Origin of the sequence: Larkinella insperata (genome assembly GCF_026248825.1) — a bacterium.
GTDB lineage: Bacteria > Bacteroidota > Bacteroidia > Cytophagales > Spirosomataceae > Larkinella > Larkinella insperata.
Map to the genome: position 1 here is coordinate 2,077,680 of NZ_CP110973.1, position 23,202 is coordinate 2,100,881.

Consider the following 23,202-nt stretch of genomic DNA (forward strand, 5'->3'; position numbering starts at 1 on the left):
TTTGTTTAAAAACTAACGCCTAACCGAAACGCAACCCGGTTGTAAACCCGGTGTTCAACTTTGTGAATCTCGTTCCAGCCCAGCGGTTTATCGGTTTCAGCCTCCTGCCGTTTATAACTGAGGGACATAATAAAGTTGGCATTCTGGGGCCGGCCGATGCGAAAACCGATGCCGGGTGAGATCACCCAGCCCCCCCGCGTTTCATATCCCGTCGGATCTTCGTTAAACCAGGTAAAGCCGTATCCCGTGTCAAAACTAGTAAACACCCGAAGGTTCTTTTTTCCCGGTTGAGCGAGGTCATACCGGACCCCCGCGCAGACCGGCGTCAGCAATACCGTGTTGTACCAGTCAGCCCCCACGGTTCCGCCCAAGGCCAGCTTTGGCCGAATCTGAACACCGTTGAACGTCTGAGCCGTGAGGTTCTGACGTTTTTTGACGTTTTCGGTGGCCAGATTGACGTTGTAACGAACTTGCCCGAATGCCATGCCAACTTCTGTCATGTTCGTAAAAACGGGCTTAAAACGGTCTTTTTGTGCGAAGGTCGGTAAAGCGCAAAAGTACAATAGCCAAACGGCTATGCCAACTAGATTTTTCATGCATGAAGGTGGTTAGCTGGCCGGATAAGGACGTTGAACGGGAATTTTGCTCAGCAAGCGCAGTTTTTTCGGATTGCTGTAATCATACTGGTAAAATCCATCCATCCCGATTAGCAGCAGAGAAGTTCCGAGCGGAATGACATCAAATGCGTGGAAACCTTCCAGATGCTCCAGTTGGTCGATATTCAGCGCATCGTTGGCATTGAAGGTTTTCAGGCCGTAGGCACCTTCACTGATAAACAACGTCGGAAAGTCAATGCCCAAACCGTGCGGGTTTTTCATCGGGTACGTCTTTAGCAAACGCGGGTTATACAGGTTCGATACATCGACCACCTCTAGTTGATTCGTGAATCCGACGCAGGGCGAACCCGAACGCAGAGTTACATAGGCTTTATCTTCGTGAACCACCACCGGATCACAAACCTGAGCGTGCTGGAAGGTCGACATCCGGACGGGCTGTTCGGGATTGCTGTTGTCGTAAATATGCATACCCGTCTGAGCACCGATGAACAGCTTATCTTTGTACGGAAAGATGGTTTCGATACCCCAGCCAAGGTTGATCTTGTTGCCTTTTTTGGGATTGGCGGGCGTTCGGATATCAAACAATTGCATTTCCGACTGGCTGACGGTATACAGGTAGTTGTCGTACAAGGCAAATCGGGCCATCGAGCCACCTGTACCATTTGTGCTGGGCACGGGCGAACCATTCGGAGCGTTGCTGAAATTCTGTGAAAGACCCCCGCGCATATCAAAGAAAACGCAGTTGCGGCACCCGGCGGTCGTTACGGCATCCTCGCAGTCGGTGCTAACGGTTTGGGTAACGTATTCAGCCTTCTGATCACTGATCAAATCCTGCTGAACGTTCCAGAAACCGCCTTCAAACTGCCCATTCGGGAAAACATCTTTGACACGATTCAACTCGCGGATGTTTTGCGGATCCCGAATGTCGAAAGCCACTAGGTCCATGTAGCTGTCGGCGTACAGGATGTTGTTGCGAACGGCCATGTCACCATTGCCCGGAATGCGCAGAAACGAGACCATCTTGGGGTTCGCCGGATTGCGGTTGTCAATCACGTGGATTCCTTCTTTGATTTCATTAATGAACAGAAAGCCGTCTTTGGTGTAGATCTTACCCGGGCTGGCAAGCGTGCGGGGCTGTTCGGTTTGGATACCGTTGCGCACCTGGGCAACGGTTAGTGTGAAGGGCGTGTACTGCCGGAACGTCCGGGTTTCCTTGCATTTGTCGGTGCAGCCGTTCAGGCCCACCAACACGATCCCGAGGAGCGCGTAAAAAGTCAGTTTCATACAACAGGTGTTTAGGTATACCATTCTTCTGACCCCCCTGAATATGAAAGCGTTGGAATATATAGACAAAAAATTACCCGGCAGGCAGGGCCGCCGGGTAATCCGGTTTGCACAATGAATCAGAGGTCAAAGTTTTCGATATGTGTATGTGGCTCCGTCGGCTATCACACCGTCATTCGGGGCTCGTTCGTAGAGCAATAGCGTATTTTCCTGAAGGCGATACGGCTGGTAGGTCTTATTCTGATAATAAAGGGCCTCCGTAAAACCTGCGATGTTTTCAATTTGCGTAATGCGGAAACTCCCGTTTTCTTCTTCCCGGTCGTTTTTTAGCCGTCGAAAAGTTCCGTCGGCGTAATAGTCCAGCGTTTCTGTGTAGCCTGCCTGCTGAGGAGTGGCAACTGTTCCTGTCATACCGTACTTAATCTGGCTCAATTCCCACCGACCCACCAAAGGAGAATATTTTTCGGGAGCGGGCGAGCAGCCGCAGGAGGGCTCGCAGGCTAGGGCCGCAAAAATCAGAGCAAAAAGCAGTAGCGATGTCTGGAACGGTTTCATTTCATAAAAGGGGCGGAGTCCGGCTGGTGTGGATTCTTACCGGCCCCGCTCCCTATTTTCAGGTTGTATTATTTTTGTTTTTCGTATACCAGCGCATCGGCATCACTGCTTCCCGGAAAAAACCGCAGCCGGTTTCCAGTGGCTTCGTACCGTTTTACGGCCTGTAGTTTTTTAAAGTATTCCGTTTCAAACTGCATGGCATCCGCCGGTCCCGCCATTTTGGTCGAACCAATAGCGCTAATCTGCACGTCATCTGATGCCGACGAACCGATCAGTGTTCCGAAGTAGTGATTAACTGACGAGCGGCCGGCAATTTTATAAGCCACCCGGTTGGTAACTTCACCGCTGGTGGAGTCAGAGGTCAGTACCAGACTGATTTCAAATTTTGAACCCGGCTCAACGAGCTTGTAAGTTCCGGCAAAACTGGCGGCAGAGAGCGGTTGAATCGTTGTATTTTTTTTATCGTTGCAGGAAGCAGCGATCAGAAAAATCGCTGAAACCAAGATGAGGATAGTTTTCATTGTACCGTTGTTTGTGGATTCATTATTTTGCCCATAAAGAGCACGGAACCCGTTTCTTTTTCGGTAATCAGAACGACGAACGGCCGGTCACAAATCAGCGATGGAGGCATGGAGGTCGTTTCAACACCAATGCTGGTTACTGCTGCGGCTTCGGTTCCTTTCTCATCGACGGCCACAAACGTATTCTGCTTAACGTAGCTAACTTTCAGCCCTTCCTTTGTGCTGATGCCGGTAAAGTTGGCAGCATCCGTAAAAGCCGTTGGCATTCCCATTTGAGATAGCGCATCGTTAAGATTGGCTTCGTACTCCAGCGTAAACTTGGGCAGCCCAATGGCTACTTTAGTTTCCTTCAGGGACTGCTGCAATTCGGCCCATTCGGTTGCGTTTAGGTTGCTGATGAGCGCATCCACCGACGAGTTTTCGTTTGGCAGCAAAACCGTCATGGAGTAAGTGCCATTGCCATACGGCAGCTGAAAGGCGCCATAGGTGGGGCGGAACGCATGGCGAAGACCGCCCGTCATGGTCATCAGTTTTACCTGCTTAGTGGAACCGGATGCCAGTTCAAACGGTGCATCAACGGTACTCTTGGGATCGAATGGGCGTTTCCAATCGCCTTTGAAGTACAGGGCATTCAGCAGAAACAGCACATGGTTGTCTTTGATTTCCTGAATGACATTCTTGATCTTGGCGTTTGTGTTGTCGCTAGCCCACTGATTAATCTTAGTAATGACCGGAGCTGGATTGTTAAAATCTTCGCCGGAAATCTGGGCGTTAAACGTTTTCTTGGTCGCATCGAGGTACGAGGGCTCCACGGAAAAACCGTTGCGGTACCAGACGGAATTAGCCAGTTTTGTTGTTACTTTCGGATCAGCGGTGGGCAATCCCTGCATTAAAAGCTCATAGGTTTGGTTGGCGTCGGCCAGCGAAACACCGTCCAGATGCATCGCTTTTTTCATTTCATCCGCCGTCTGCCCGGCCGCACCGTTCAGCAACATACCAAGGGCCATGTGCAGACTCAGCGGTGAAACAAAAATGTTCTCGTCTTTTTTTGCCTGCTCGTTGATGCGCTTCAGAAAATCAAACGAAAAGTCGTTGGTCTTCTGGGCAAATAGCCGCGCTTTCGGGGTCGCTTTTAAACCAACGGTCGGCGGGTTTGGCGAGTTTTCGGTCTGACAACTGGCCGTCGTCAGAAAAAAAGCGGCTGCCAATGTGCTTGAAATAAAGGCTACTCTTCTCATCTCAAATAGGATTTAATTTACCATCTTGAGCGCTCAAGAGTAAGGACCCGATTGGAAATGAATTGGTTGTAAGGGAGCTTGAAAAAAAGAAGGAAAAATGAAAATATGTGGGATTCCCCCGCCGGCCGATGCTGTCCAGGGAAATCCCACCTATTAAAAATGATAATTCAACCCAAAGCCGACCCCAACCGCTTGCGGGCGAATTTGCAGTTGGGCGTCCGGGTTAGTTCCGTTTTGCAGCGATTGCTGGTAAGAACCCGTTAAGGAACCCGACCAATGATGAGTAGGATGGTAGTTGATCCGTAAACCCGCCGTTCCGGCCAATGCAGTAGGGCGATAGACCTGGTCCATCGGGTTAACTTCCAGTGCATCGTTAATTGTATTCTTCAGAAAAACGTTGGCCATCAGACCGCCCAGCAGGGAATAGCTGAATTTGTGTTCGGGCAGAATGTGATAGCCGATCTGAACCGGAACCTGGATATACTGAAAGTTGTTGGAAACGACCTGATTGGACGGAACAACCGTCAGGAAGGAGGCATTTCCATTCGATTTATCAACCAGCGTAGGTGCCAGATACGAATTATTGGGCGAGTCCATTGCCAGTTGTGGGAGCGCTGGATTGCTGCTCCGAATGGCGTTGACCAGCAGGTTTTCGGTCTGATTCGTGAGCGCATTGGTCACGACACCGTTGTTCTGGGTCTGCGAGCGCCCGTTTAGGTACTGAATACCCGCTTCCACCGACCAGTGTTTGCTCAACTTGACACCAGAGCTAGCCTGCCAGGCCATGGATACCTGCGCCTGATTCTGGAGCGAGGAGGTGTTGTACTGGCGGCTATTTTGTTGAACACCGTTCATGGCTACATAGGTCTGGCTGAAATTCGACTGCACACTGGCCATCGGATTGAACGACATTGGGGTGGCCGTCAAAGCCGCCCAGTACTCTTTTCGGGAGCGTTCTTTTTCCGTTGGCTCAATCACAGTTTCCGGCGCCTGGTACCAGATGATGCGGCTAATTGGAGCCGGTTTCTTGGCAAGGGCTGACCGGCTGTTGATGTAAGACGCTTCGTAGGCCAGTTGCGTGTCGGCGGTCAGGTCGGCAGCTAGGGCCGTGTTTTGCAAGGTGGCTGGTGTCGCTTCGGAGGGTGTACCACCGTTGACCTGAGCCGCGCCAGTCGGACGGTTGGCCCGGCGCGATTGGTAGGCTATCATTGCCTGCGGCTGAGTAGCCGGATTGTTTTCGGATCTTCTGGCTAAAACGGCTTTGTTTTTGCCAAGCTGATCAGGCGTGCCCGTCGCTTCTGACCGGTTGCGGGCGGTCGTCGCGGGTTGGTTGGCGGCCAGGGTTTCGTCGCGGTTCGGAGCCGTTTCTAATTTCGTATCCGAGTTGTCAGGTGTTACTTCCGGCTGGGCGGAAACGCGGTTCGGCCCGGCCGCTTGTTTACCCGCATTCGAGTTGGTAGCCGAATTGGTGGTTTGGCTTACCGTCGGAGAATTCAAACCGGCATTATCGATGGACTGCGTTGCCCACCAACCTATCAATAGAGTAATAACGGCAGCAGCTACTCCGTATGCCCACGGTTTTGCGCGGGGCCAGAGCGGTATTACCGGCGTCGTGTCTTCCTCGTCCAACTGACGGACAATACCGTCCCAAAGCTCATCGGATGGGCTTTCGGCGGCATCTTCGAAGACCTTGCGCCATTCTGCATTAAATTGTTCTTCGTTCGAGAGACTCATTTCGGAATCGGACGTTCGTTCTGAATCTTTTGTTGCAGCAGCATGCGAGCACGCGAAAACTGCGATTTAGAGGTACCTTCTGAAATATCCAATAATTCGGCGATCTCGGGGTGCGTGTACCCTTCAATTGCGTACAGGTTAAATACGGCCTGACACCCCGGCGGGAGTTCCTGCACCATCTTTAAAAGCTGTTGATAGTGCAGACCCGATAAGCTGTCTTCCGTCTGCGGTAATACATTAGGAGCAACATCATCCAGTTCGGCTTGGTTTTGCCACGGCTTTTGTTTGCGGATGTGCTTAAGTGCTGTGTTAATCACAATGCGCTTCAGCCACGCTTCCAGCGGGCACTCAAACCGAAATGTATCCATATGCTGGAAGGCTTTCACGAAGGCATCCTGCAGCACATCCTCGGCGTCGTCACGGTTTTTGGTGTACCGTTGGCTAACGACAAAGAGCTTCCTGGCGAATAACTCGTACAGTTTTCGCTGAGCAGTTCGGTCCTTATGTCGACAGCCGTCAACTAACGCTCGTTCATCCAACATATCAATTCATGGCTACTGACCCCAACGCCGGTCCAACGGTTGGAAAGGATTATAAAATAAATTTAAGCCTAACTCGCTGGCTACGAGAGAATATTACTTTTTGCCTGTACTTTTGAACAAAATCTATTCCTAAACTTTCATGAATCGACGTACGGCGCTCCGGCAAACGCTGGGTTTTATTGGGGTAAGTCCCCACCTGTCAGCACCTCTTTCAAACTTTAAAATTAGTTTACAAAACCGAAAGGACCAACGTTTTCGCGTCGGGGCCTGTGACTGGTCAATCGGCCAGTCCAGCAAAATCGAAGCGTTCGACGTAGCCAAAACCATCGGCCTCGACGGTATTCAGGTGAACATGGGATCGGAAAAAAACGACATGCACCTGCGCCGGAAAGACCTGCAAAAAGCCTGGCGCGAAACGGCCCGAAAAACCGGTGTACAGATCGGCGGTCTGGCCCTGGGCGAGCTCAACAACATTCCGTACAAAGCCGACCCGCGGGCCGAACAATGGGTCCAGGACAGTGTCGATGTGGCCAGGGCGCTCGGCGCTAAAAACGTTTTGCTGGCTTTCTTTAACAAAGGCGATTTGAAGAACGATCCCCAGGGTCGGAAGGTGGTTATTGACCGGTTGAAAGCCGTCACCCCCAAAGCCGAAAAGGCAGGGGTGGTGCTGGCGATCGAATCGTGGCTGAGCGCCGAAGAGCATATGGCGATCATTGAAGCCGTGGGCTCACCGGCTCTGAAAGTTTATTACGACGTCTGCAACTCCACCGTAATGGGATATAATATTTTAAAGGAAATTCGCTGGCTTGGAAAGCAAAATCAGATCTGCGAATTCCACTTTAAGGAAAACAGCTTCCTGCTGGGGCAGGGCAAGGTCAACTACCCCGAGGTTCGGAAAGCACTTGACGACATTCAATACCGGGGTTGGATACACATCGAAGGTGCTGTGCCAGAGGGTAAAAACATGTTGGAAAGTTACACTTATAATAATAAGTTTGTAAGAGAGATTTTGTCATAGGATGGGACGATCACTGTTCCACGAAATTTTAGAATAAGTACTTATTATAATAAGTTTGACTACTCTTAAATGTTGTTTTTCAGGTAATTATTCCACGTGGAACACCCGATAATGAAAGCAGCTATTCCAAACTCGACCCAACTTTTAAGTACGTCCATCCTACTGGGAGCCTTGTCCTGGTGGAGTATTCAACCGCAAGAAACGCGCCAGTTCGAGCACAGCATGTCCGAGCCGTCAGAACCTTCCAGACGGGGTTCGATGATGGTCGCTGACTCCAGTAAACTGTACCTGCCCGACGACCTGGAGGCTACCGTCTGGGCCGAAGCTCCGATGTTCTACAACCCGACTAACATCGACGTAGATGCCCGCGGTCGGATCTGGGTGACGGAGGCTGTCAACTACCGAAACTTTAACAACAAACCGGGAACCCGTCTCGACCATCCGAACGGCGAACGGGTCATGATTCTAGAAGATACTAACGGCGACGGCAAGGCTGATCGGGCGAAGGTGTACGTGGAAGATAAAGATTTAGTTTCGCCCTTGGGAATTGCCGTAATCGGGAACAAAACCATTGTTTCGGCGGCCCCGCATCTGGTCATCTATACTGACGAAAACGGCGACGACAAACCCGACAAAAAAGAGGTATTTCTGACCGGCTTTGGAGGACTCGATCACGATCATTCGCTGCACGCACTGGTGACCGGACCCGACGGCAAGTGGTATTTCAACACGGGCAATGCCGGGCCCCATACGGTCACCGACAAGGCGGGGTGGACGCTTCGCTCCGGAAGCATTTACACCGGCGGGACGCCCTATAATAAACTCAACAAAGGCAACATGGTTAGTGACGACGGCCGGGTTTGGGTGGGCGGTCTGGCGCTCCGCATCAACCCGGACGGAACGGGGCTGAAAGTGTTGGGCCATAACTTCCGGAATAACTACGAAACTGCCATCGACTCCTACGGCAACCTCTGGCAAAACGACAACGACGACCAGGTGGTGGCCTGCCGGACGAGTTGGCTCATGGAAGGTGGAAACATGGGCTACTTCAGTCAAGACGGGACCCGATTCTGGCAGGGCGACCAGCGGCCCGGTCAGACAATTCCAACGGCCCACTGGCATCAGGAAGACCCGGGCGTGATTCCGGCGGGCGACATCAGCGGAGCCGGATCGCCAACCGGTATGGTATTTTACGAAGGAGATCAGCTCGGCGAAAAATACCGGGGTTTGTTGCTGAGCGCCGAAGCGGGTCGCAACGTTATCTTTAGCTACAAACCCGAACCGCAGGGCGCCGGATACCGGATGCCCCGAACTGATTTCATCAGCACCTTCGACAAAGTTGACGAAGACTACAAATGGAATGACATCAAAGAAGACGTTCGCAAATGGTTCCGCCCGAGTGATGTTACCGTCGGAACGGATGGTGCGTTATACATCGCCGACTGGTTTGACCCGGTGGTGGGCGGGCACCAGATGAAGGACCCCAAAGGCTACGGGCGTATTTACCGAATTACTCCAAAGGGCAAAAGTCTGAAGGTTCCGGAAATTAACACCGCTACAACGAAAGGACAGATCTCGGCATTGACGAATCCCGCCATCAACATTCGGGTGTTGGGTTTCGATAAGCTTAGAGCGCAGGGTGACAAAGTGGTGAAACCCGTCGCCAAACTACTCGACGCACCGAACCCGTACCACCGCGCCCGGGCGGTCTGGTTGCTCGCCCAGCTCGGACCCAAAGGCCGGAAGAAGGCAGAAGAATTGTTGAAGTCGGATCAGGTCGATTTACGGGTCACGGCTTTCCGGGCCTTGAAGCAGGTCCAGCCGGATGTACTGGCGCTGGCCCGGCAAATGGTTGATGATCCATCGCCGGCGGTTCGGCGGGAAGTCGCCATCGCTTTACGGGATGTTCCATTTGAGCAGTGCCGGGACTTGCTGGTAAAATTGGCAAATCACTACGACGGGGTTGATCGGTATTATCTGGAAGCCGTCGGGATGGCGGCAGACAAAAAAGAAGAGGAGCTGTATGCGGCCCTAAAGCCGTTGATTCCGGTCAGCCCCCTTCAATGGGATCAGAAAACCGCTAACCTGATCTGGCGCCTGCACCCGCTCAGTACGGCCGACTTGATGAAGCAACGTGCTTTGGCTCCAACCTTGACTGCCGACGCCCGCAAACAGGCGCTGGTGGCCCTGGGTTTCATGAAAGACCCGACAGCCGCCCGGGCAATGGTACAACTGACCAAACTGGATGACAAAACAATCGCGCAACAAGCCGAGTATTGGGCTAACTTCCGCCGGTCGAACGACTGGGCCACCTTGCTGAACTGGGACGAAGTAATGCCACCAAAATTATCGGAGATTGAGCAGAGGGCGTTGGCCCTCCGGCAGAAGTTGATGGAAGAATACACCCCGGCCGAAGAGAAGCTGAAGCTGGCGAAAGAAATGGCCATCAGCCCGGAAGGCGGAAAGCTATTGGTGGGTCTGGCCGCTGAAAAGAAGCTGCCCGAAAGTTTGAAACCGGCCATCAGTGAAATCATTTTCACCAACCCCGACCAAAGCGTGCGAACGATGGCGGGCGATTATTTCAAACGGCCCAACGGCGCCACGGCTTTGTCCCTGAAAACCATTGCATCCCTTGCGGGCAACGAAACGGCGGGGCTGGCGGTTTTTAAAACCACCTGCGCCACCTGCCATCGTCACGGTGAACAGGGGAAAGACATTGGCCCGGAACTAACGAAGATTCACCAGAAATTCGACCGGAACGGATTGCTCGACGCCATTCTGAATCCGAGCGCGGGTCTGGCATTCGGTTACGAACCTTGGCTGGTGACCACCAAAAACGGACAGACCTATTACGGCTTTCTGATCAGTGACGGCCAGCAGGCGCTGGTCATAAAAGATGCGGCTGGGCAGAAACACACCGTCCCTACGGCCCAGGTTGCCTCCCGCAAACAATACAGCACGAGCCTGATGCCCGATCCAGCCTCGCTGGGGCTTTCGGAGCAGCAATTGGCGGATTTGGTAGCATATTTATTGAAGAAGCCTTAAACGGTCTCAGAGCGGGATTGCACCGACCAGCGGATTGATTGGAAATATGGCTTTTCCCGCTGTCCCTTAAGTCGGTGCAATCCCGGTTGTCGTTATTCCCAATTCAGGTCTTTTCCCGAGCTCATGAGCAGGAAAACCGTTGGCTGACCATTTTGCTGACTTTTGAGGAAGCGTTGTAATTCGGCTGGGTCCGTAAACACGCGCAGATCGGGGCGGTCGAAGGCCGTGATGATATCGGCCGGGTCAATGGCCTCGAGTTTTTTGGCTTCGAGCGTATGCGGACTGTAGAAGACGGCGGCTACATCGGCTTTATCGAGTTTGTCACGGTATTGCGTCAGGAAATTTTTGTTGAGGCTGCTAAACGTGTGCAGTTCGACACAGGCAATCAAGCGGTGATTGGGGTACTGCGCTTTGACCGCTTCGGTTGTCGCTTCAACTTTTGAGGGAGCGTGGGCAAAATCCCGGAAAACCACCGTCGGGCCGTCATCAACCACCTTCTCCAGGCGTTTGTGTGCGCCTTTAAAGCTCTGAATGGCTTCGTAAAACATTTCCTCCGTGATGGCGAGGTGATCGCAGACGGCCAGCGCCCCGCTGATGTTTTTCATGTTGTGCTCCCCGAATATCAGAACCGGTACTGATCCCTGATTTTTGGTCACCAGAAACGTCTTCCCGTCTTCAATCCGGTACGGGTGTACATCATAAGGCTGGCGGGTCACATCCTCCCGCTCTTTCAGGGCAATTACATCTAGCATGTCGTCGGTATCATCGAAAACAATCGTACCGGATTTGAACATCCCGTCGGCCAACAGTTCGAACTGATCAACGTATTCTTCGTAACTGGGATAGAGATTGACGTGATCCCAGGCAATGCCGCTGATGAGAACAATATGGGGTTGGTAATGTAAAAACTTCGGTCGCCGGTCGATGGCTGACGAACCGTATTCGTCGCCTTCAATAACAATAACGGGGGCATCCGGCGTTACCTTAACCATCATGTCAAAGCCTTCGATCTGGGCCCCGACCAGGTAATCAAAATTGCGGTTGTGGTATTTCAGAACGTGCAGGATCATCGCCGTAATGGTGGTCTTGCCGTGACTGCCGGCAACGACGATGCGTTGTTTGTTCAGGCTTTGCTGGTACACAAATTCCGGGTAGGAGTAGATGGGCAGGTTTAATTCCCGCGCTTTCTGCAACTCGGGGTTGTCGGGCCGGGCGTGCATGCCCAGAATGACCGCATCCAGAGTGGGCTGAATGGCATCCGGGTTCCAGCCGGTTTGAGCGGGCAGTAAACCGTATTGTTGAAGGCGGGTCCGGGAGGGTTCGTGAATTTCATCGTCGGAGCCGGTGATGTGGTGTCCCTGTTGATGAAGTGCGATGGCCAGATTATGCATCACACTACCACCAATGGAAATAAAATGAATCGTCAATGGCTTCATTCTGTCAAATTTGTAGCGCTAAAAATACAAGTTCTTTTGATTTTAAACCGAAAATCGCTTCAGAGGTCCCGAAACCGTCCGGATTTTTCAAAAACACCCGCAGCGCATTCTAAAATTTAACTTTGCTAATCGAATCAAAACCCCAGTTTTTTCGTTTTCCTTAATGTGAATGAATTGCCAAGCAGCAGCTTGAAAATCAGGCGTCGGTTCAGGCTTACATTTTGTTTTTGTAAACACGTTCCTGCGTCATTGCAAAGCTGCCTTTTTTATGGCATTTTCGCAGACTTTTTTCGAAACCAAAACACGCTTCTATGCTTCTGCCGAAAGGATGAAAAGCTACAACGACCTGATCGAACAGACCTTTGAATTCCCGACACTTGAGTTCAAAGTTGAAAACAATAATTTGCTGTTCAACAATGTTCCGCTGATGGACATCATCAAGCAATACGGAACCCCGTTGAAACTGACCTACCTGCCCAAAATCACCGAGCACATTGAACACGCCCGTCTGTTGTTCAAGAATGCCATGAAACGGTATAATTACAAGGGTACATACACGTACTGTTACTGCACCAAGTCGTCGCATTTTCGGTTTGTGCTGGAAGAAGCTTTAAAAAATAAAATTCACCTGGAAACCTCATCGGCTTTTGACATTCCCCTGATTCGGGAACTGTATAAAGACGAGAAGATTGATAAAAGTACCTTCATCATTTGCAACGGGTACAAGCGGCCGCTCTATACCCAGTACATTGGTGAGTTGCTGAACGAAGGATTTAACGTTGTGCCGGTGCTGGACAACTTGAAGGAGATCGAAGCCTACCAGGATGTAACCGCCGAAACCGTTAACTTGGGAATCCGGATTGCGACCGATGAGGAACCGAACTTTGCGTTCTATACGTCCCGGCTGGGAATTCGCTACAGCGATATCAATGAACTTTACCGTTCTAAGATTCAGAACAGTGGTAAGTTCAAGTTGAAAATGCTGCACTTTTTTATCAATACAGGTATCAAAGACAGCGCATATTACTGGAGTGAATTGAGCCGGTTTATGTATAAATACTGCGAGCTGCGTAAAATTTGCCCGGATCTGGACTCAATTGACATCGGGGGCGGTATGCCGATCCAGACGTCTTTTCAGTTCACCTACGACTACCAGGCCATGGTCGATCAGATCGTGGAAAGTATCCAGTGGATCTGCAACAAAAACAACGTGCCGGTGCCGCACATCTTCACGGAGTTCGGCAGTTATACGGTTGGTGAGAGTGGCGCCGTTATTTACAAAGTAATCGATCAGAAACTGCAAAACGACAAGGAGTTGTGGTATATGATCGACGGCTCGTTCATTACACAGTTGCCGGATTCATGGGGCCTGGGCCAGAAGTACATTATGCTGGCGGTAAACAATTGGGATAATCCGTATCAGAAAGTCAATCTGGGCGGCCTAACGTGTGACTCACACGACTTTTACAACACGGAAGCCCACAGCGCCGATTTGTACCTGCCCATCTTTGAACAGGATACGGAGGATCAGTACATCGGCTTTTTCCACACGGGGGCTTACCAGGAGTCGCTGGGCGGCTACGGCGGTATTCAGCACTGCCTGATTCCGGCGCCACAGCACGTGATTGTGGACCGCGACAGCGAAGGCAAGCTTACCACCCGGCTTTTTGCGGCCGAACAGGATAGCGATGTCATGCTGAAAATTCTGGGCTATACCAATCCGACGGCACCTAACACGCGCGAAATTGAAGCAGCTAAAGCGGCTGAACAAGAACAGGAGGAGCAGCAGCCCGTTGAGGAACTGGAAAAACAGGAAAATTAAAATATAGCATAGTTTTTGCCTGTCCACAACCATTCGAATGGTTGTGGACAGAAAACGAAAGAAGAAATGAAAAAGATAAGCATCGTTCTGGGCCTGGTTGCCCTCGTATCGCTCGGTTCTTGCGCACGGCGGTCGTGCCCGGCTTATGACAGCCAATTGCAGCCGAAACATCCCGCTCCGGTGAAGCAGGTAGCTTAATTAAAAAGCTGCATTTACGACCATTTTTGACGCTTCCAGTAGATTGGCCGCCTGTTGATCCCCAACGGGCGGCTTTGGTATTTCGTGCGTGATGTGCACAGTACGGACGCCGACGCGCTGACCGGCCTGCATATCGCGCAGGGCATCGCCGATCAGCCACGACCGGCTAACATCGATATTGTACTTGGCAATCGCTTTCTCCAGCATCAGCGAATCGGGTTTCCGAAGCAGCGACTGGGTATCAAAATCAGGGTGGTACGGGCAGTAATAAATGTCGTCAATCAGATGACCGCACCGCTCCTGCAGATACTCGTGACACCGCATTACATCGTTGCGCGAATAAATACCACGGGCAATTCCGGCCTGGTTGGTAACTACAATTAATAAATAACCGGCGTTCTTCAGCAGTTGTAGACCTTCAACGACTCCTTCCGGAATAATAAAATCTTCAACTCGGTACACGTAGTCGGTCCGGTCTTCGTTCAATACGCCGTCACGATCCAGAAAAATACATTTACTCATTGTGTGGAATACGGTTATTTATCGGTAACGGATTCTCTACCGCTAATTGTTTCGTATAAATAGTATTTTATTTGCAACAATTAGTAATAAAATGCTATTTTTTTAGAGGACGTTAACAAAAAAACCGAACGGAATGTGTTTATAGACTGGGATTTATGCGTTAGAAAGTAAGACGAAAAAATAGTATAATGAAACAATGGTTTCTGATTGTATGGTTTTTGGGTTTTGGTGTACTACAGTCGGCCCGGGCGCAGAAGATTGTCCAGCGCGACTATGACCCACCCCAGCGGAATGTAAAAGGGGGCGGAAAAGTGGTAAAGGTGGAATACACCAACCACAAGATGATTGTATTTTTCGTCGCGGAAGACCGGGACTACGCTCAGCGAGCTACGATTTACGGTCCGGGGCACCCCAATTGCTGGCGTTTGTTCGACACGAAAAGCCAGCAGGAGTATGCCCTGTTGTACATCAAAAATATCAAGGCGGACGGGGAACTGGTGGGAAGCATACTGGATGATCCGAGCGGTGTTCGTCTGCGCGACGTAAGGAGCATTACGTGTGAGGCTCACTTTGAGCGGCCGGGTAAAAACGTGCTTTCCGTTGATATGATTGAGCAGGACGTTGAGCGGTATGAAGGGCGGGTGGATCCCCGGAATCCGTTGGGGGGAGTCAGCTCGCAGTGGCCGTACAACGTATACGATCTGCGGGTAATGGTCTACCGGGATGACTTGAAAAATTCCAAACCGCCCGTTCGGAAGGCACCAGTCAAACCGGCTCCAAAACCCACGCCTGCGCCCGCAAAGAAACCGTTGCCCAAAGTAGTAACGCCACCGGACTCGGTGATCGCTCAGATACCGCGCAGAGAGTCGCCCAAACCAGCCCCGGCGGGAAAGGTGGAAAACTTTGGATCGAACGTGGAAGCGGGCCGGACCTACCGGTTGAATAACCTGCTGTTTAAGCAGTCGGCTTACGTAATTGAGCCCAAATCGTACCCGGAACTCGATTCGCTGGTGGCCCTTATGAACCGGAATCCGGGCATGGAAATCGAACTGGCGGGCCATACGGACAATGTTGGCGACCCCAGACTAAACGTGGCGCTGGCCCAAAAACGGGTTGATGCCGTTAAAAGCTATCTGGTAAACAAAGGCATCCAGTCGGCGCGAATCCAGACCAAAGCGTACGGGGGCAGCAAACCGATTGCCGATAATTCACGCGAGGAAACCCGCCGGCTAAACCGCCGGGTGGAAGTAACCATTCTAAAATAAAGCTACACAACAATAGAGTACACGAACTCAAAAGCGCTGGTTTTGGTAAATCAGCAACGCTTTTCAGCGGCAACGAAATCTTGCAGCGATCCGCTGGTGGACTTTCTGTGGGCAATGAGTTAAAAACGGACCAGAATGCCTAGTAGGATGGCCTCCAACCTTTCTTTTACCATTCGGCTGGTTGGAGGACGTGCGCCTTTGAGCGGCCGGCGCGTAATCACTAGTACGTAGCCCTGAAGTTAAAATCTAAACCCTCTGATGAAACGTAAAAAACCGAGCCAGACCGCCAAACGCAGGCTGGTATCAGTGGCTTTTTTGCCCACCACCCGCCAGGTAATTCTAACGGGGCTGGTTTTGGGAAGCTGCCTGTTATACGGAATGCAGGAAGTGATACACCGGCTGGAAGCCGGTCACGACTGGCCCAATTACGGCGGGAATAAAGCCGGTAATCGGTACTCGCCCCTCACCCAGATCAACACCGGGAACGTTAGTAAGTTGCAGGTGGCCTGGATGTACGATGCCTCCGAAAAGCCCGATGCAAACGGCCGCCGGAGAGAACGCGCGATCCAATGCCAACCCATCGTCATCGACGGTATTCTGTATGGAACAACCCCTGAACTAAAACTCTTTGCCCTCCGGGCCGACACGGGGGAGCAACTCTGGAAATTTGAACCTTCAAAAGACGACCGGCTGAACTCCAACCGGGGCGTTATGTACTGGGAAAACGGGGCTAACAAGCGCATTCTGTACACCGTAGGAGCAAGCCTGTACGCCGTCAATGCGCAGAACGGTCAGATCATCAACAGTTTCGGCAACGACGGGCGGGTGGATTTGCACCAGGGGCTTCAGACAAACCTGGATCATGACGTGAGCAAGCTGTCGGTGACAGCCACAACGCCCGGCATTATTCACCGCAATACCGTGGTGATGGGGTCGAGCGTTTCCGAATCGGGCGATGCGGCTCCGGGGCACATCCGGGCGTTCGACGTGGTAACCGGTAAACTGAAATGGGTTTTCCACACCATTCCGCAACCCGGCGAGTTTGGCTATGATACCTGGCCGAAAGACGCCTACAAAAAGATCGGGGCCGTTAATAACTGGAGCGGTCTGTCCCTCGACGAAAAACGGGGCGTCGTTTACTTCGGGACGGGTTCGCCCGCTTCGGATTTCTACGGCGGTGACCGAAAAGGGGCCAACCTGTTTGCCAATTGCATCATGGCGCTCGATGCCGAAACCGGCAAGCTGAAATGGTATTACCAAACCATCCACCACGACCTTTGGGACCGCGATCATCCGAGTCCGCCGAATCTGATCACGCTGAACCGGAATGGAAAACGGGTAGATGCGGTCGTGCAGGCTACGAAAGACGGGCAGGTGTACGTGCTCAACCGCGACACCGGCGAATCGCTGTTTCCGGTGGAGGAACGCAAGGTACCAACCAACGGGTTACCGGGCGAACATCCGTATCCCACGCAGAAATTTCCGCTCAAACCGCTGCCGCTGACCCGGCAGGTTTACACCGAAGCCGACATTACCAATCTCTCGCCGGAAGCCCACGCGTTTGTGAAAGAGCGTTTTGAGAAAATTCGCACCGACCACAAGTTTGCTCCCCCGAGCACAACGGGTACGCTGCTGTTTGGCTACAGCGGGGGCGCTGAATGGGGCGGCAACTCGATTGATGCAGACGGGATTCTTTATCAGAATGCCAACGAAGAGCCCTGGGAGCTGATTATGGCAGAACGGGCCAGTCTGAATAAACCGGAAGCACCCATAACCGCCGGGAATGCACTTTACGTTACCAATTGTGCCGCCTGTCACGGGCAGGACCGGAAAGGTAGTGGCCCGGAACTGCCCCCCCTGGTGGATATTGGTAAAAAGCGCTCGGCCGACGAAATTAAAGCCATTCTGAAAACCGGAAGCGGCCGGATGCCGTCATTCCAGCACCTGCCGGAAAAGGACCGCGACGCCATCGTCAGCTTTCTGCTGAACCAGGAAACCGGTCCGAAGGTGGCTAATAACCAACCGAACGCTACGGCTGCGACGAGCAAAAGTGGCTTTCCGTACCAGCCGGCCTACGTAAGCAAAGTCTGGCGACGGTTTACGGATCAAAATGGTTATCCCGGAATCAAGCCGCCTTGGGGTACGTTGAACGCCATCGACCTGAACACCGGCGAGTATCTGTGGCGGGTTCCATTGGGCGAGTACCCGGAACTGGCCAAAAAAGGCGTGCCAACCACCGGGACCGACAGTTACGGCGGGCCGGTATCCACGGCGGGCGGGCTGGTGTTCATCGCCGGAACCAAAGACGAAAAAATCCGGGCGTTCGACAAAAAGACGGGTAAGGTGGTCTGGGAATACCAGCTTCCGGCGGGCGGTTTTGCCACCCCGATTACCTATGAAGTGGCCGGTAAACAATACGTGGTGATTGCTGCCGGTGGTGGGAGAGGGCAGAAGATTGGCGGGAACTACATCGCGTTCGCCTTGAAATAACTTTTTACGATCCTTAATCTGCTAAACCCAATCATGAAAAATTCTGAAATTCAAAACGAAAACACCCGCCGGAACGCCCTGAAAATGCTCGGCTTGGGTTCGACGGCCGGCATTTTCGGCTTGTTCGACAGTCCCCAGGCCCGCGCCGAGAAGTACGTTACCCCGTCCTACGCCAAAGGTATGGCTCCCGTCACGATTAAATCCGTCCGGGCCATTACCACCGCGCCGGGCGGCCCTAACCTGGTGATCGTCAAAGTAGAAACGTCGGAGCCGGGGCTGTACGGTTTGGGCTGCGCCACCTTCACCCAACGGGCGTTGGTGGTCGTTCCGGCCGTTAACACCTACCTGAATGAATTTTGCGTGGGCAAAGATGTGGATAACATCGAGGATATGTGGCAGGCGGCTTACGTCAGCTCCTACTGGCGCAACGACCCGGTGTTGAACAACGCACTTTCCGGGCTGGATCAGGCGTTGTGGGACATCAAGGGCAAACGGGCCAACATGCCGGTGTATCAACTGCTGGGTGGAAAAGCCCGGATTGCCGTTGATACGTACACCCACGCCAGCGGACCGACGCCCGAAGCCATTGCCGACAAGGTTCAGCAGTTTATGGAGCAGGGATTCCGGCACATCCGGATTCAGCAGGGTGGTTACGGGGGCGTTGGGGCGATGGCCGAACTCAAACCGGATTTCAAAGCCGCCGGATTTGGCAAGGAGTCCGACGATTTTTCCGATCAGCGAACCTACTTGAAGCGCGTGCCCAAAATGTTCGAGGTGGTTCGGAAGCGGTGCGGGGAGGACGTAGAACTGCTGCACGACATGCACGAACTGACCGAACCGATGGATGCCATCAACATGATCAAGCAACTGGAAGAATACCGCCCGTTTTTCATCGAAGACCCGTTCTCGCCCGAAAACATGAAGTGGTTTAAAACGCTGCGGCAAACGACTTCGGTGCCCATTGCGATGGGCGAGTTGTTCAACAACACCAACGAGTTCAAGGAACCGATGGTGAACCAGTGGTTTGACTACATCCGCATTCATATTTCGCAGATTGGCGGCATTACCCCCGCCATGAAGGTGGCCCGGCTGGGTGAGTGGTTCAACATCCGCACGGCCTGGCACGGTCCGGGTGATACCTCGCCGGTCGGTCACGCAGCCAACAACAGCATTGACATTGCCGTCTGGAACTTCGGAATTCAGGAGTCACAGATGTTTAATGACCGCGTGAAAGAAGTCTTTCCGGGCTGTCCGACGATCAAGAACGGCTATTACACTGTAAGCGAATCGCCGGGGCTGGGCATCGACATCAACGAGAAGGAAGCCGCCAAATACCCCATCGGCACCAAATCCCGCTGGACCGTCCGCAAAAATGACGGCACCATGCTGCGGCCTTGATTCTTAGCGTAGAATGGTCTAAATCTGGCTCACTTCGGTGGGGCCAGATTTTTTTGTTTCCGTATTTGACGCCGGGCTTTCAAACGAATGGCGGAACGTAAAAGCGTAAGGAGTAGGGCCCAACTGGCTCAGGGCATTGAGCCGCTGGCGGGCTTCCAGCGGAGTTGGAAAATGACCGGCTTCTATCCACCACAAAACCATATAAGCGCCCTGGAACTTACTGAACCACTCCCGGCGACGCTTCATGATGGCCGTGTGGGCGGTATGGTACGTATAGTTTTTGAGAGCGTCTATCGTTTCCCAAACCGAGAGGTTGACCAGAATCAGGTTATCGTCGAAGGCCTGGATTGCGGTAGCGTCTCCTTCTTCGGTTTTAAGCCGCCAGACGAAGCCGGGGCTTTGATCGGCCAGCGCGTTGATGGGGTCCAGGTTCGCAACGAAGTCGGCCATCAGAGGGCTGTCAAGGGGAGCCAGCATCTGGGCGACGTTGACCTGGGCAAGTTGATAGGTAGCCATAAAAGAGCAGTTGAGGAGCCAAAGTTGGGACGGTGCGGACGTCCGTTCAACGCCGGTCTGCCTGAACTGCCAAAAGTCCCGCTTGAAATAGCCGTAGCGAAGTACGGGCGGTAAGCGGGCTTACAGAAGCTCCCGATGCTAGTGGGCAGGCCATAAAAAGATAGTCCGTGCCTGCATTTCCCGGACGGAAGCGCAAAACACGGACTACGTTGTAACAAATGTACGGTACTATAAAGCCGCCAGGTTCTCTTCCAGCGTCTTGATTTTCGCTTCGGCGTCGGCCAGTTTCTGCCGTTCGCGTTCGATGACTTCCGGTTTGGCGTTGGCCACGAATTTTTCGTTGGACAGCTTTTTCATTACCGACTCCAGAAAACCTTTGGCGTAGGATAATTCCTTCTCAATATTGGCCCGTTCCTGCTCAACGTCAATTTCTCCGGCGATGTTGACGAAGAACTCCGTGCTTTTAATCAGGAAAGATACCCCTTCAGCTTTTTCGGTAACGTAGCTGATTTCGGAAACCACCGCCAGTTTCTGAATCAAACTTTCGAGCGGCCGGAAACGGGCTGCGTCGTCGGTTTTGATTGCCAGCGGAAGGGCGGTTTTCGGGCTGATCTGCTTGCTGTTCCGCAAATTCCGAACGGCAGAAATGATTTCGAACAAGGTATCAAAATCCGCCAGCAACGCCTTGTCAACGGCTCCGGCGGTTGGGTAATCCGAAACGCAGATGCTTTCACCCTCTTTCCGCTCGCTCACCTCCTGCCAGATTTCTTCCGTAATGAACGGCATGAACGGATGCGCCAGCTTCATGAGTCGTTCGAAAAAATTAATCGTCGCGTCGTACGTAACCTGGTCGATGGGCCGGACCTGATCCTGCTGCTCGTAGCCCGGCTTAATCATTTCGAGGTACTGCGAACAGAAATCGTCCCAGATCAGCTTGTAAACGGTCTGCAGGGCGTCCGACATCCGGTATTTGCTGAAATGGTCTTCCAGGTCGATTAGTGTCTGGTTCAGCTTCGATTCAAACCACTGAACTGCCAGCGGTTTTTCAACCACCGACGTATCTTCGCTCACCCGCCAGCCTTTCACCAACCGGAAAGCGTTCCAGATTTTGTTGCAGAAATTACGGCCTTGCTCCACCAATTTCTCATCGTACAGCAAGTCGTTGCCCGCCGGGGAACTGAACAGCATACCCGTCCGCACACCGTCGGCCCCAAATTGTTCAATCAAGTCAATGGGGTCCGGTGAATTTCCTAACTGTTTCGACATTTTACGGCCAAGTTTATCCCGTACCATTCCGGTAAAATACACATTCTGAAACGGTTCCTGACCCTTGAATTCGTAACCTGCCATAATCATCCGGGCAACCCAGAAAAAGATAATGTCAAAGCCGGTAACTAGGTCATTGGTGGGATAATAATAATCCAAATCGCCCGGCGCGGCTTTCGGATCGTTCGAGTCGTTGGATGGCAGAAAAACCGACATCGGCCAGAGCCATGACGAAAACCAGGTGTCGAGCACGTCCTCGTCCTGTGTCAGGTCGGTTTCGCTCAAGGCAAACAACTGGTATTTGTCGCGGGCAATCCGCAGGGCATCCTTCTTGGTTTTGGCAACGATGATGGTGCCATCTTTCATGTAAAACGCCGGAATCCGGTGGCCCCACCAGAGTTGACGGCTGATGCACCAATCGTGCGGAGCTTCCATCCACGAGCGGTACATGTTCTTGAACTTTGCCGGGTGCAACTGAACGGTATCGTTCATGACGTTTTCGAGCGCCGGTTTCGAAATCTCCTTCATTTTCAGAAACCACTGCAGCGACAGCTTTGGCTCAATAACCGCGTTGGTCCGTTCCGAAAACCCGACGTTCGATTTGTATTCTTCGGCTTTAACCAGATACCCTTTTTCTTCCAGTTCCTTGATGATGGCTTTCCGGGCCGCAAACCGGTCCTGGCCGACGTAAATCTGCGCTTTTTCGTTCAGCGTTCCGTCGTCGTTCAGAATGTCGATCACCGGCAGGCGGTGTTTGATGCCCAGTTCGTAGTCATTCGGGTCGTGGGCGGGCGTTACTTTCAAACCACCCGTACCGAAATCCATCGTCACGTAGTCGTCGGTGATAATCGGGATTTCCCGGTTGATCAGCGGAATCAGGGCTTTTTTGCCGTGCAGGTGCGCATACCGTTCGTCGTTGGGGTTCACGCAGATGGCAGCATCGGCCATGATGGTTTCGGGCCGAACCGTGGCAATGGTGATGTAATCCGGCTCACCGCCCGACTCGGCACTGCCCGCAATTTCGTACCGAATGTAAACCAGTTTCTGCTGAACCTCTTTGGTAATCACTTCCTCATCCGAAACCGCCGTCCGGCCCTGCGGGTCCCAGTTCACCATCCGAACACCCCGGTAAATCTGACCTTTGTTGTACAGATCCACAAACGTGTCAATGACGGCATCGTACAGCGCCGGTTCCATGGTGAAGCGCGTACGGTCCCAGTCGCAGGACGCACCTAGCTTGCGGAGTTGTTTCAGAATGATACCCCCGTATTTGTGGGTCCATTCCCAGGCGTGTTCCAGAAACTTCTCCCGGCCAATGTCACGTTTTTCAATGCCCTGCTCCTTCAGCATCGCCACCACTTTCGCTTCCGTTGCAATGGATGCGTGGTCGGTTCCCGGCACCCAGCAGGCGTTTTTGCCCTGCATCCGGGCTTTCCGAATCAGCACGTCCTGAATGGTATTGTTCAGCATGTGGCCCATGTGCAGCACCCCGGTTACGTTCGGGGGCGGAATGACGATGGTGTACGGTTCGCGCTCGTCGGGAATGGAATGAAAAAAGCGGTTTTCCAGCCAGTACTGGTACCACTTTTCCTCGATGTCTTTCGGATTATACGTCTTTGAAATCATGTCGATGCGAAGTGCGAGGTGAGACTAGAGATAAAAGATTGTTCCGATTGGCTAAGTCTTTTCTCCTTTGTCTTACTTCTCTTGTCTATTTCATCCACAAAATTAGTCA

18 protein-coding genes are annotated in these 23,202 nt (G+C 52.4%); 7 read left to right on the forward strand and 11 right to left on the reverse strand.

Annotated elements, in window-relative coordinates; all coding sequences use genetic code 11:
- Nucleotides 1-5: 5 nt before the first annotated feature.
- The 7 genes from OQ371_RS08440 to OQ371_RS08470 all read right to left on the reverse strand — a co-directional run bounded on the left by OQ371_RS08440 (nucleotide 6) and on the right by OQ371_RS08470 (nucleotide 6,491).
- Complete coding sequence (locus OQ371_RS08440; protein ID WP_265993341.1) at nucleotides 6-500, reverse strand: hypothetical protein; 495 nt, start codon at nucleotides 498-500, stop codon at nucleotides 6-8.
- Between the two features lie 108 nt (nucleotides 501-608).
- A complete protein-coding gene (locus OQ371_RS08445; RefSeq protein WP_265993342.1) occupies nucleotides 609-1,901 on the reverse strand; it encodes an LVIVD repeat-containing protein in 1,293 nt (430 codons plus the stop codon).
- Between the two features lie 126 nt (nucleotides 1,902-2,027).
- Nucleotides 2,028-2,456, reverse strand: a complete 429-nt coding sequence (locus OQ371_RS08450) for a hypothetical protein (RefSeq protein ID WP_265993343.1) — start codon at nucleotides 2,454-2,456, stop codon at nucleotides 2,028-2,030.
- Between the two features lie 68 nt (nucleotides 2,457-2,524).
- On the reverse strand, nucleotides 2,525-2,977 hold the full coding sequence (locus OQ371_RS08455; RefSeq protein WP_265993344.1) for an META domain-containing protein: 453 nt from the start codon (nucleotides 2,975-2,977) through the stop codon (nucleotides 2,525-2,527).
- Nucleotides 2,974-4,215 carry a serpin family protein gene (locus OQ371_RS08460; protein WP_265993345.1) on the reverse strand — a complete coding sequence of 414 codons (1,242 nt, stop codon included), beginning with the start codon at nucleotides 4,213-4,215 and terminating at the stop codon, nucleotides 2,974-2,976. Before OQ371_RS08460 ends, OQ371_RS08455 begins: the two co-directional genes overlap by 4 nt.
- 153 nt (nucleotides 4,216-4,368) lie before the next feature.
- On the reverse strand, nucleotides 4,369-5,949 hold the full coding sequence (locus tag OQ371_RS08465) for a hypothetical protein (protein WP_265993346.1): 1,581 nt from the start codon (nucleotides 5,947-5,949) through the stop codon (nucleotides 4,369-4,371).
- The gene (locus OQ371_RS08470) at nucleotides 5,946-6,491 is read right to left on the reverse strand and encodes an RNA polymerase sigma factor (RefSeq protein WP_265993347.1); all 546 of its coding nucleotides are present in this window, start codon (nucleotides 6,489-6,491) and stop codon (nucleotides 5,946-5,948) included. Before OQ371_RS08470 ends, OQ371_RS08465 begins: the two co-directional genes overlap by 4 nt.
- A 139-nt stretch (nucleotides 6,492-6,630) precedes the next feature.
- On the opposite strand from OQ371_RS08470, the gene OQ371_RS08475 reads away from it, so the two are divergent.
- Together OQ371_RS08475 and OQ371_RS08480 are read left to right on the forward strand one after the other, a co-directional pair.
- Nucleotides 6,631-7,509 (forward strand): sugar phosphate isomerase/epimerase family protein, encoded by an 879-nt coding sequence (locus OQ371_RS08475; RefSeq protein WP_265993348.1) that lies wholly within the window; start codon nucleotides 6,631-6,633, stop codon nucleotides 7,507-7,509.
- Nucleotides 7,510-7,620: 111 nt separating this feature from the next.
- A complete protein-coding gene (locus OQ371_RS08480; protein ID WP_310586627.1) occupies nucleotides 7,621-10,554 on the forward strand; it encodes a PVC-type heme-binding CxxCH protein in 2,934 nt (977 codons plus the stop codon).
- 92 nt (nucleotides 10,555-10,646) lie between these two features.
- Here the strand turns inward: OQ371_RS08480 and OQ371_RS08485 are convergent, their stop codons facing one another.
- Entirely contained in the window at nucleotides 10,647-11,990 is a 1,344-nt protein-coding gene (locus OQ371_RS08485) for a UDP-N-acetylmuramate--L-alanine ligase (protein WP_265993349.1), read from the reverse strand.
- 328 nt (nucleotides 11,991-12,318) lie between these two features.
- Here OQ371_RS08485 and OQ371_RS08490 point away from each other — a divergent pair, with 328 nt between their 5' ends.
- Nucleotides 12,319-13,812, forward strand: coding sequence for a type III PLP-dependent enzyme domain-containing protein (locus OQ371_RS08490; protein WP_265993350.1), 1,494 nt, complete (start codon nucleotides 12,319-12,321; stop codon nucleotides 13,810-13,812).
- 66 nt (nucleotides 13,813-13,878) lie between these two features.
- Nucleotides 13,879-14,010, forward strand: coding sequence for a hypothetical protein (locus tag OQ371_RS08495; protein ID WP_265993351.1), 132 nt, complete (start codon nucleotides 13,879-13,881; stop codon nucleotides 14,008-14,010).
- On the opposite strand, the gene OQ371_RS08500 is transcribed toward OQ371_RS08495, so the two are convergent.
- Nucleotides 14,011-14,532, reverse strand: a complete 522-nt coding sequence (locus OQ371_RS08500) for a D-glycero-alpha-D-manno-heptose-1,7-bisphosphate 7-phosphatase (protein ID WP_265993352.1) — start codon at nucleotides 14,530-14,532, stop codon at nucleotides 14,011-14,013.
- Nucleotides 14,533-14,720: 188 nt separating this feature from the next.
- On the opposite strand from OQ371_RS08500, the gene OQ371_RS08505 reads away from it, so the two are divergent.
- The 3 genes from OQ371_RS08505 (at nucleotide 14,721) to OQ371_RS08515 (ending at nucleotide 19,685) form a co-directional block, all read left to right on the forward strand.
- Nucleotides 14,721-15,797: an OmpA family protein gene (locus OQ371_RS08505; RefSeq protein ID WP_265993353.1), complete on the forward strand. Its 1,077-nt coding sequence runs from the start codon at nucleotides 14,721-14,723 to the stop codon at nucleotides 15,795-15,797.
- A gap of 378 nt (nucleotides 15,798-16,175) precedes the next feature.
- Complete coding sequence (locus tag OQ371_RS08510) at nucleotides 16,176-18,287, forward strand: outer membrane protein assembly factor BamB family protein (RefSeq protein WP_265994285.1); 2,112 nt, start codon at nucleotides 16,176-16,178, stop codon at nucleotides 18,285-18,287.
- Between the two features lie 33 nt (nucleotides 18,288-18,320).
- Nucleotides 18,321-19,685: an enolase C-terminal domain-like protein gene (locus OQ371_RS08515; protein ID WP_265993354.1), complete on the forward strand. Its 1,365-nt coding sequence runs from the start codon at nucleotides 18,321-18,323 to the stop codon at nucleotides 19,683-19,685.
- A gap of 18 nt (nucleotides 19,686-19,703) precedes the next feature.
- On the opposite strand, the gene OQ371_RS08520 is transcribed toward OQ371_RS08515, so the two are convergent.
- Together OQ371_RS08520 and OQ371_RS08525 are read right to left on the reverse strand one after the other, a co-directional pair.
- A complete protein-coding gene (locus OQ371_RS08520) occupies nucleotides 19,704-20,201 on the reverse strand; it encodes a DUF3291 domain-containing protein (protein ID WP_265993355.1) in 498 nt (165 codons plus the stop codon).
- 228 nt (nucleotides 20,202-20,429) lie between these two features.
- A complete protein-coding gene (locus OQ371_RS08525; RefSeq protein WP_265993356.1) occupies nucleotides 20,430-23,093 on the reverse strand; it encodes a valine--tRNA ligase in 2,664 nt (887 codons plus the stop codon).
- Between the last annotated feature and the right edge of the window lie 109 nt (nucleotides 23,094-23,202).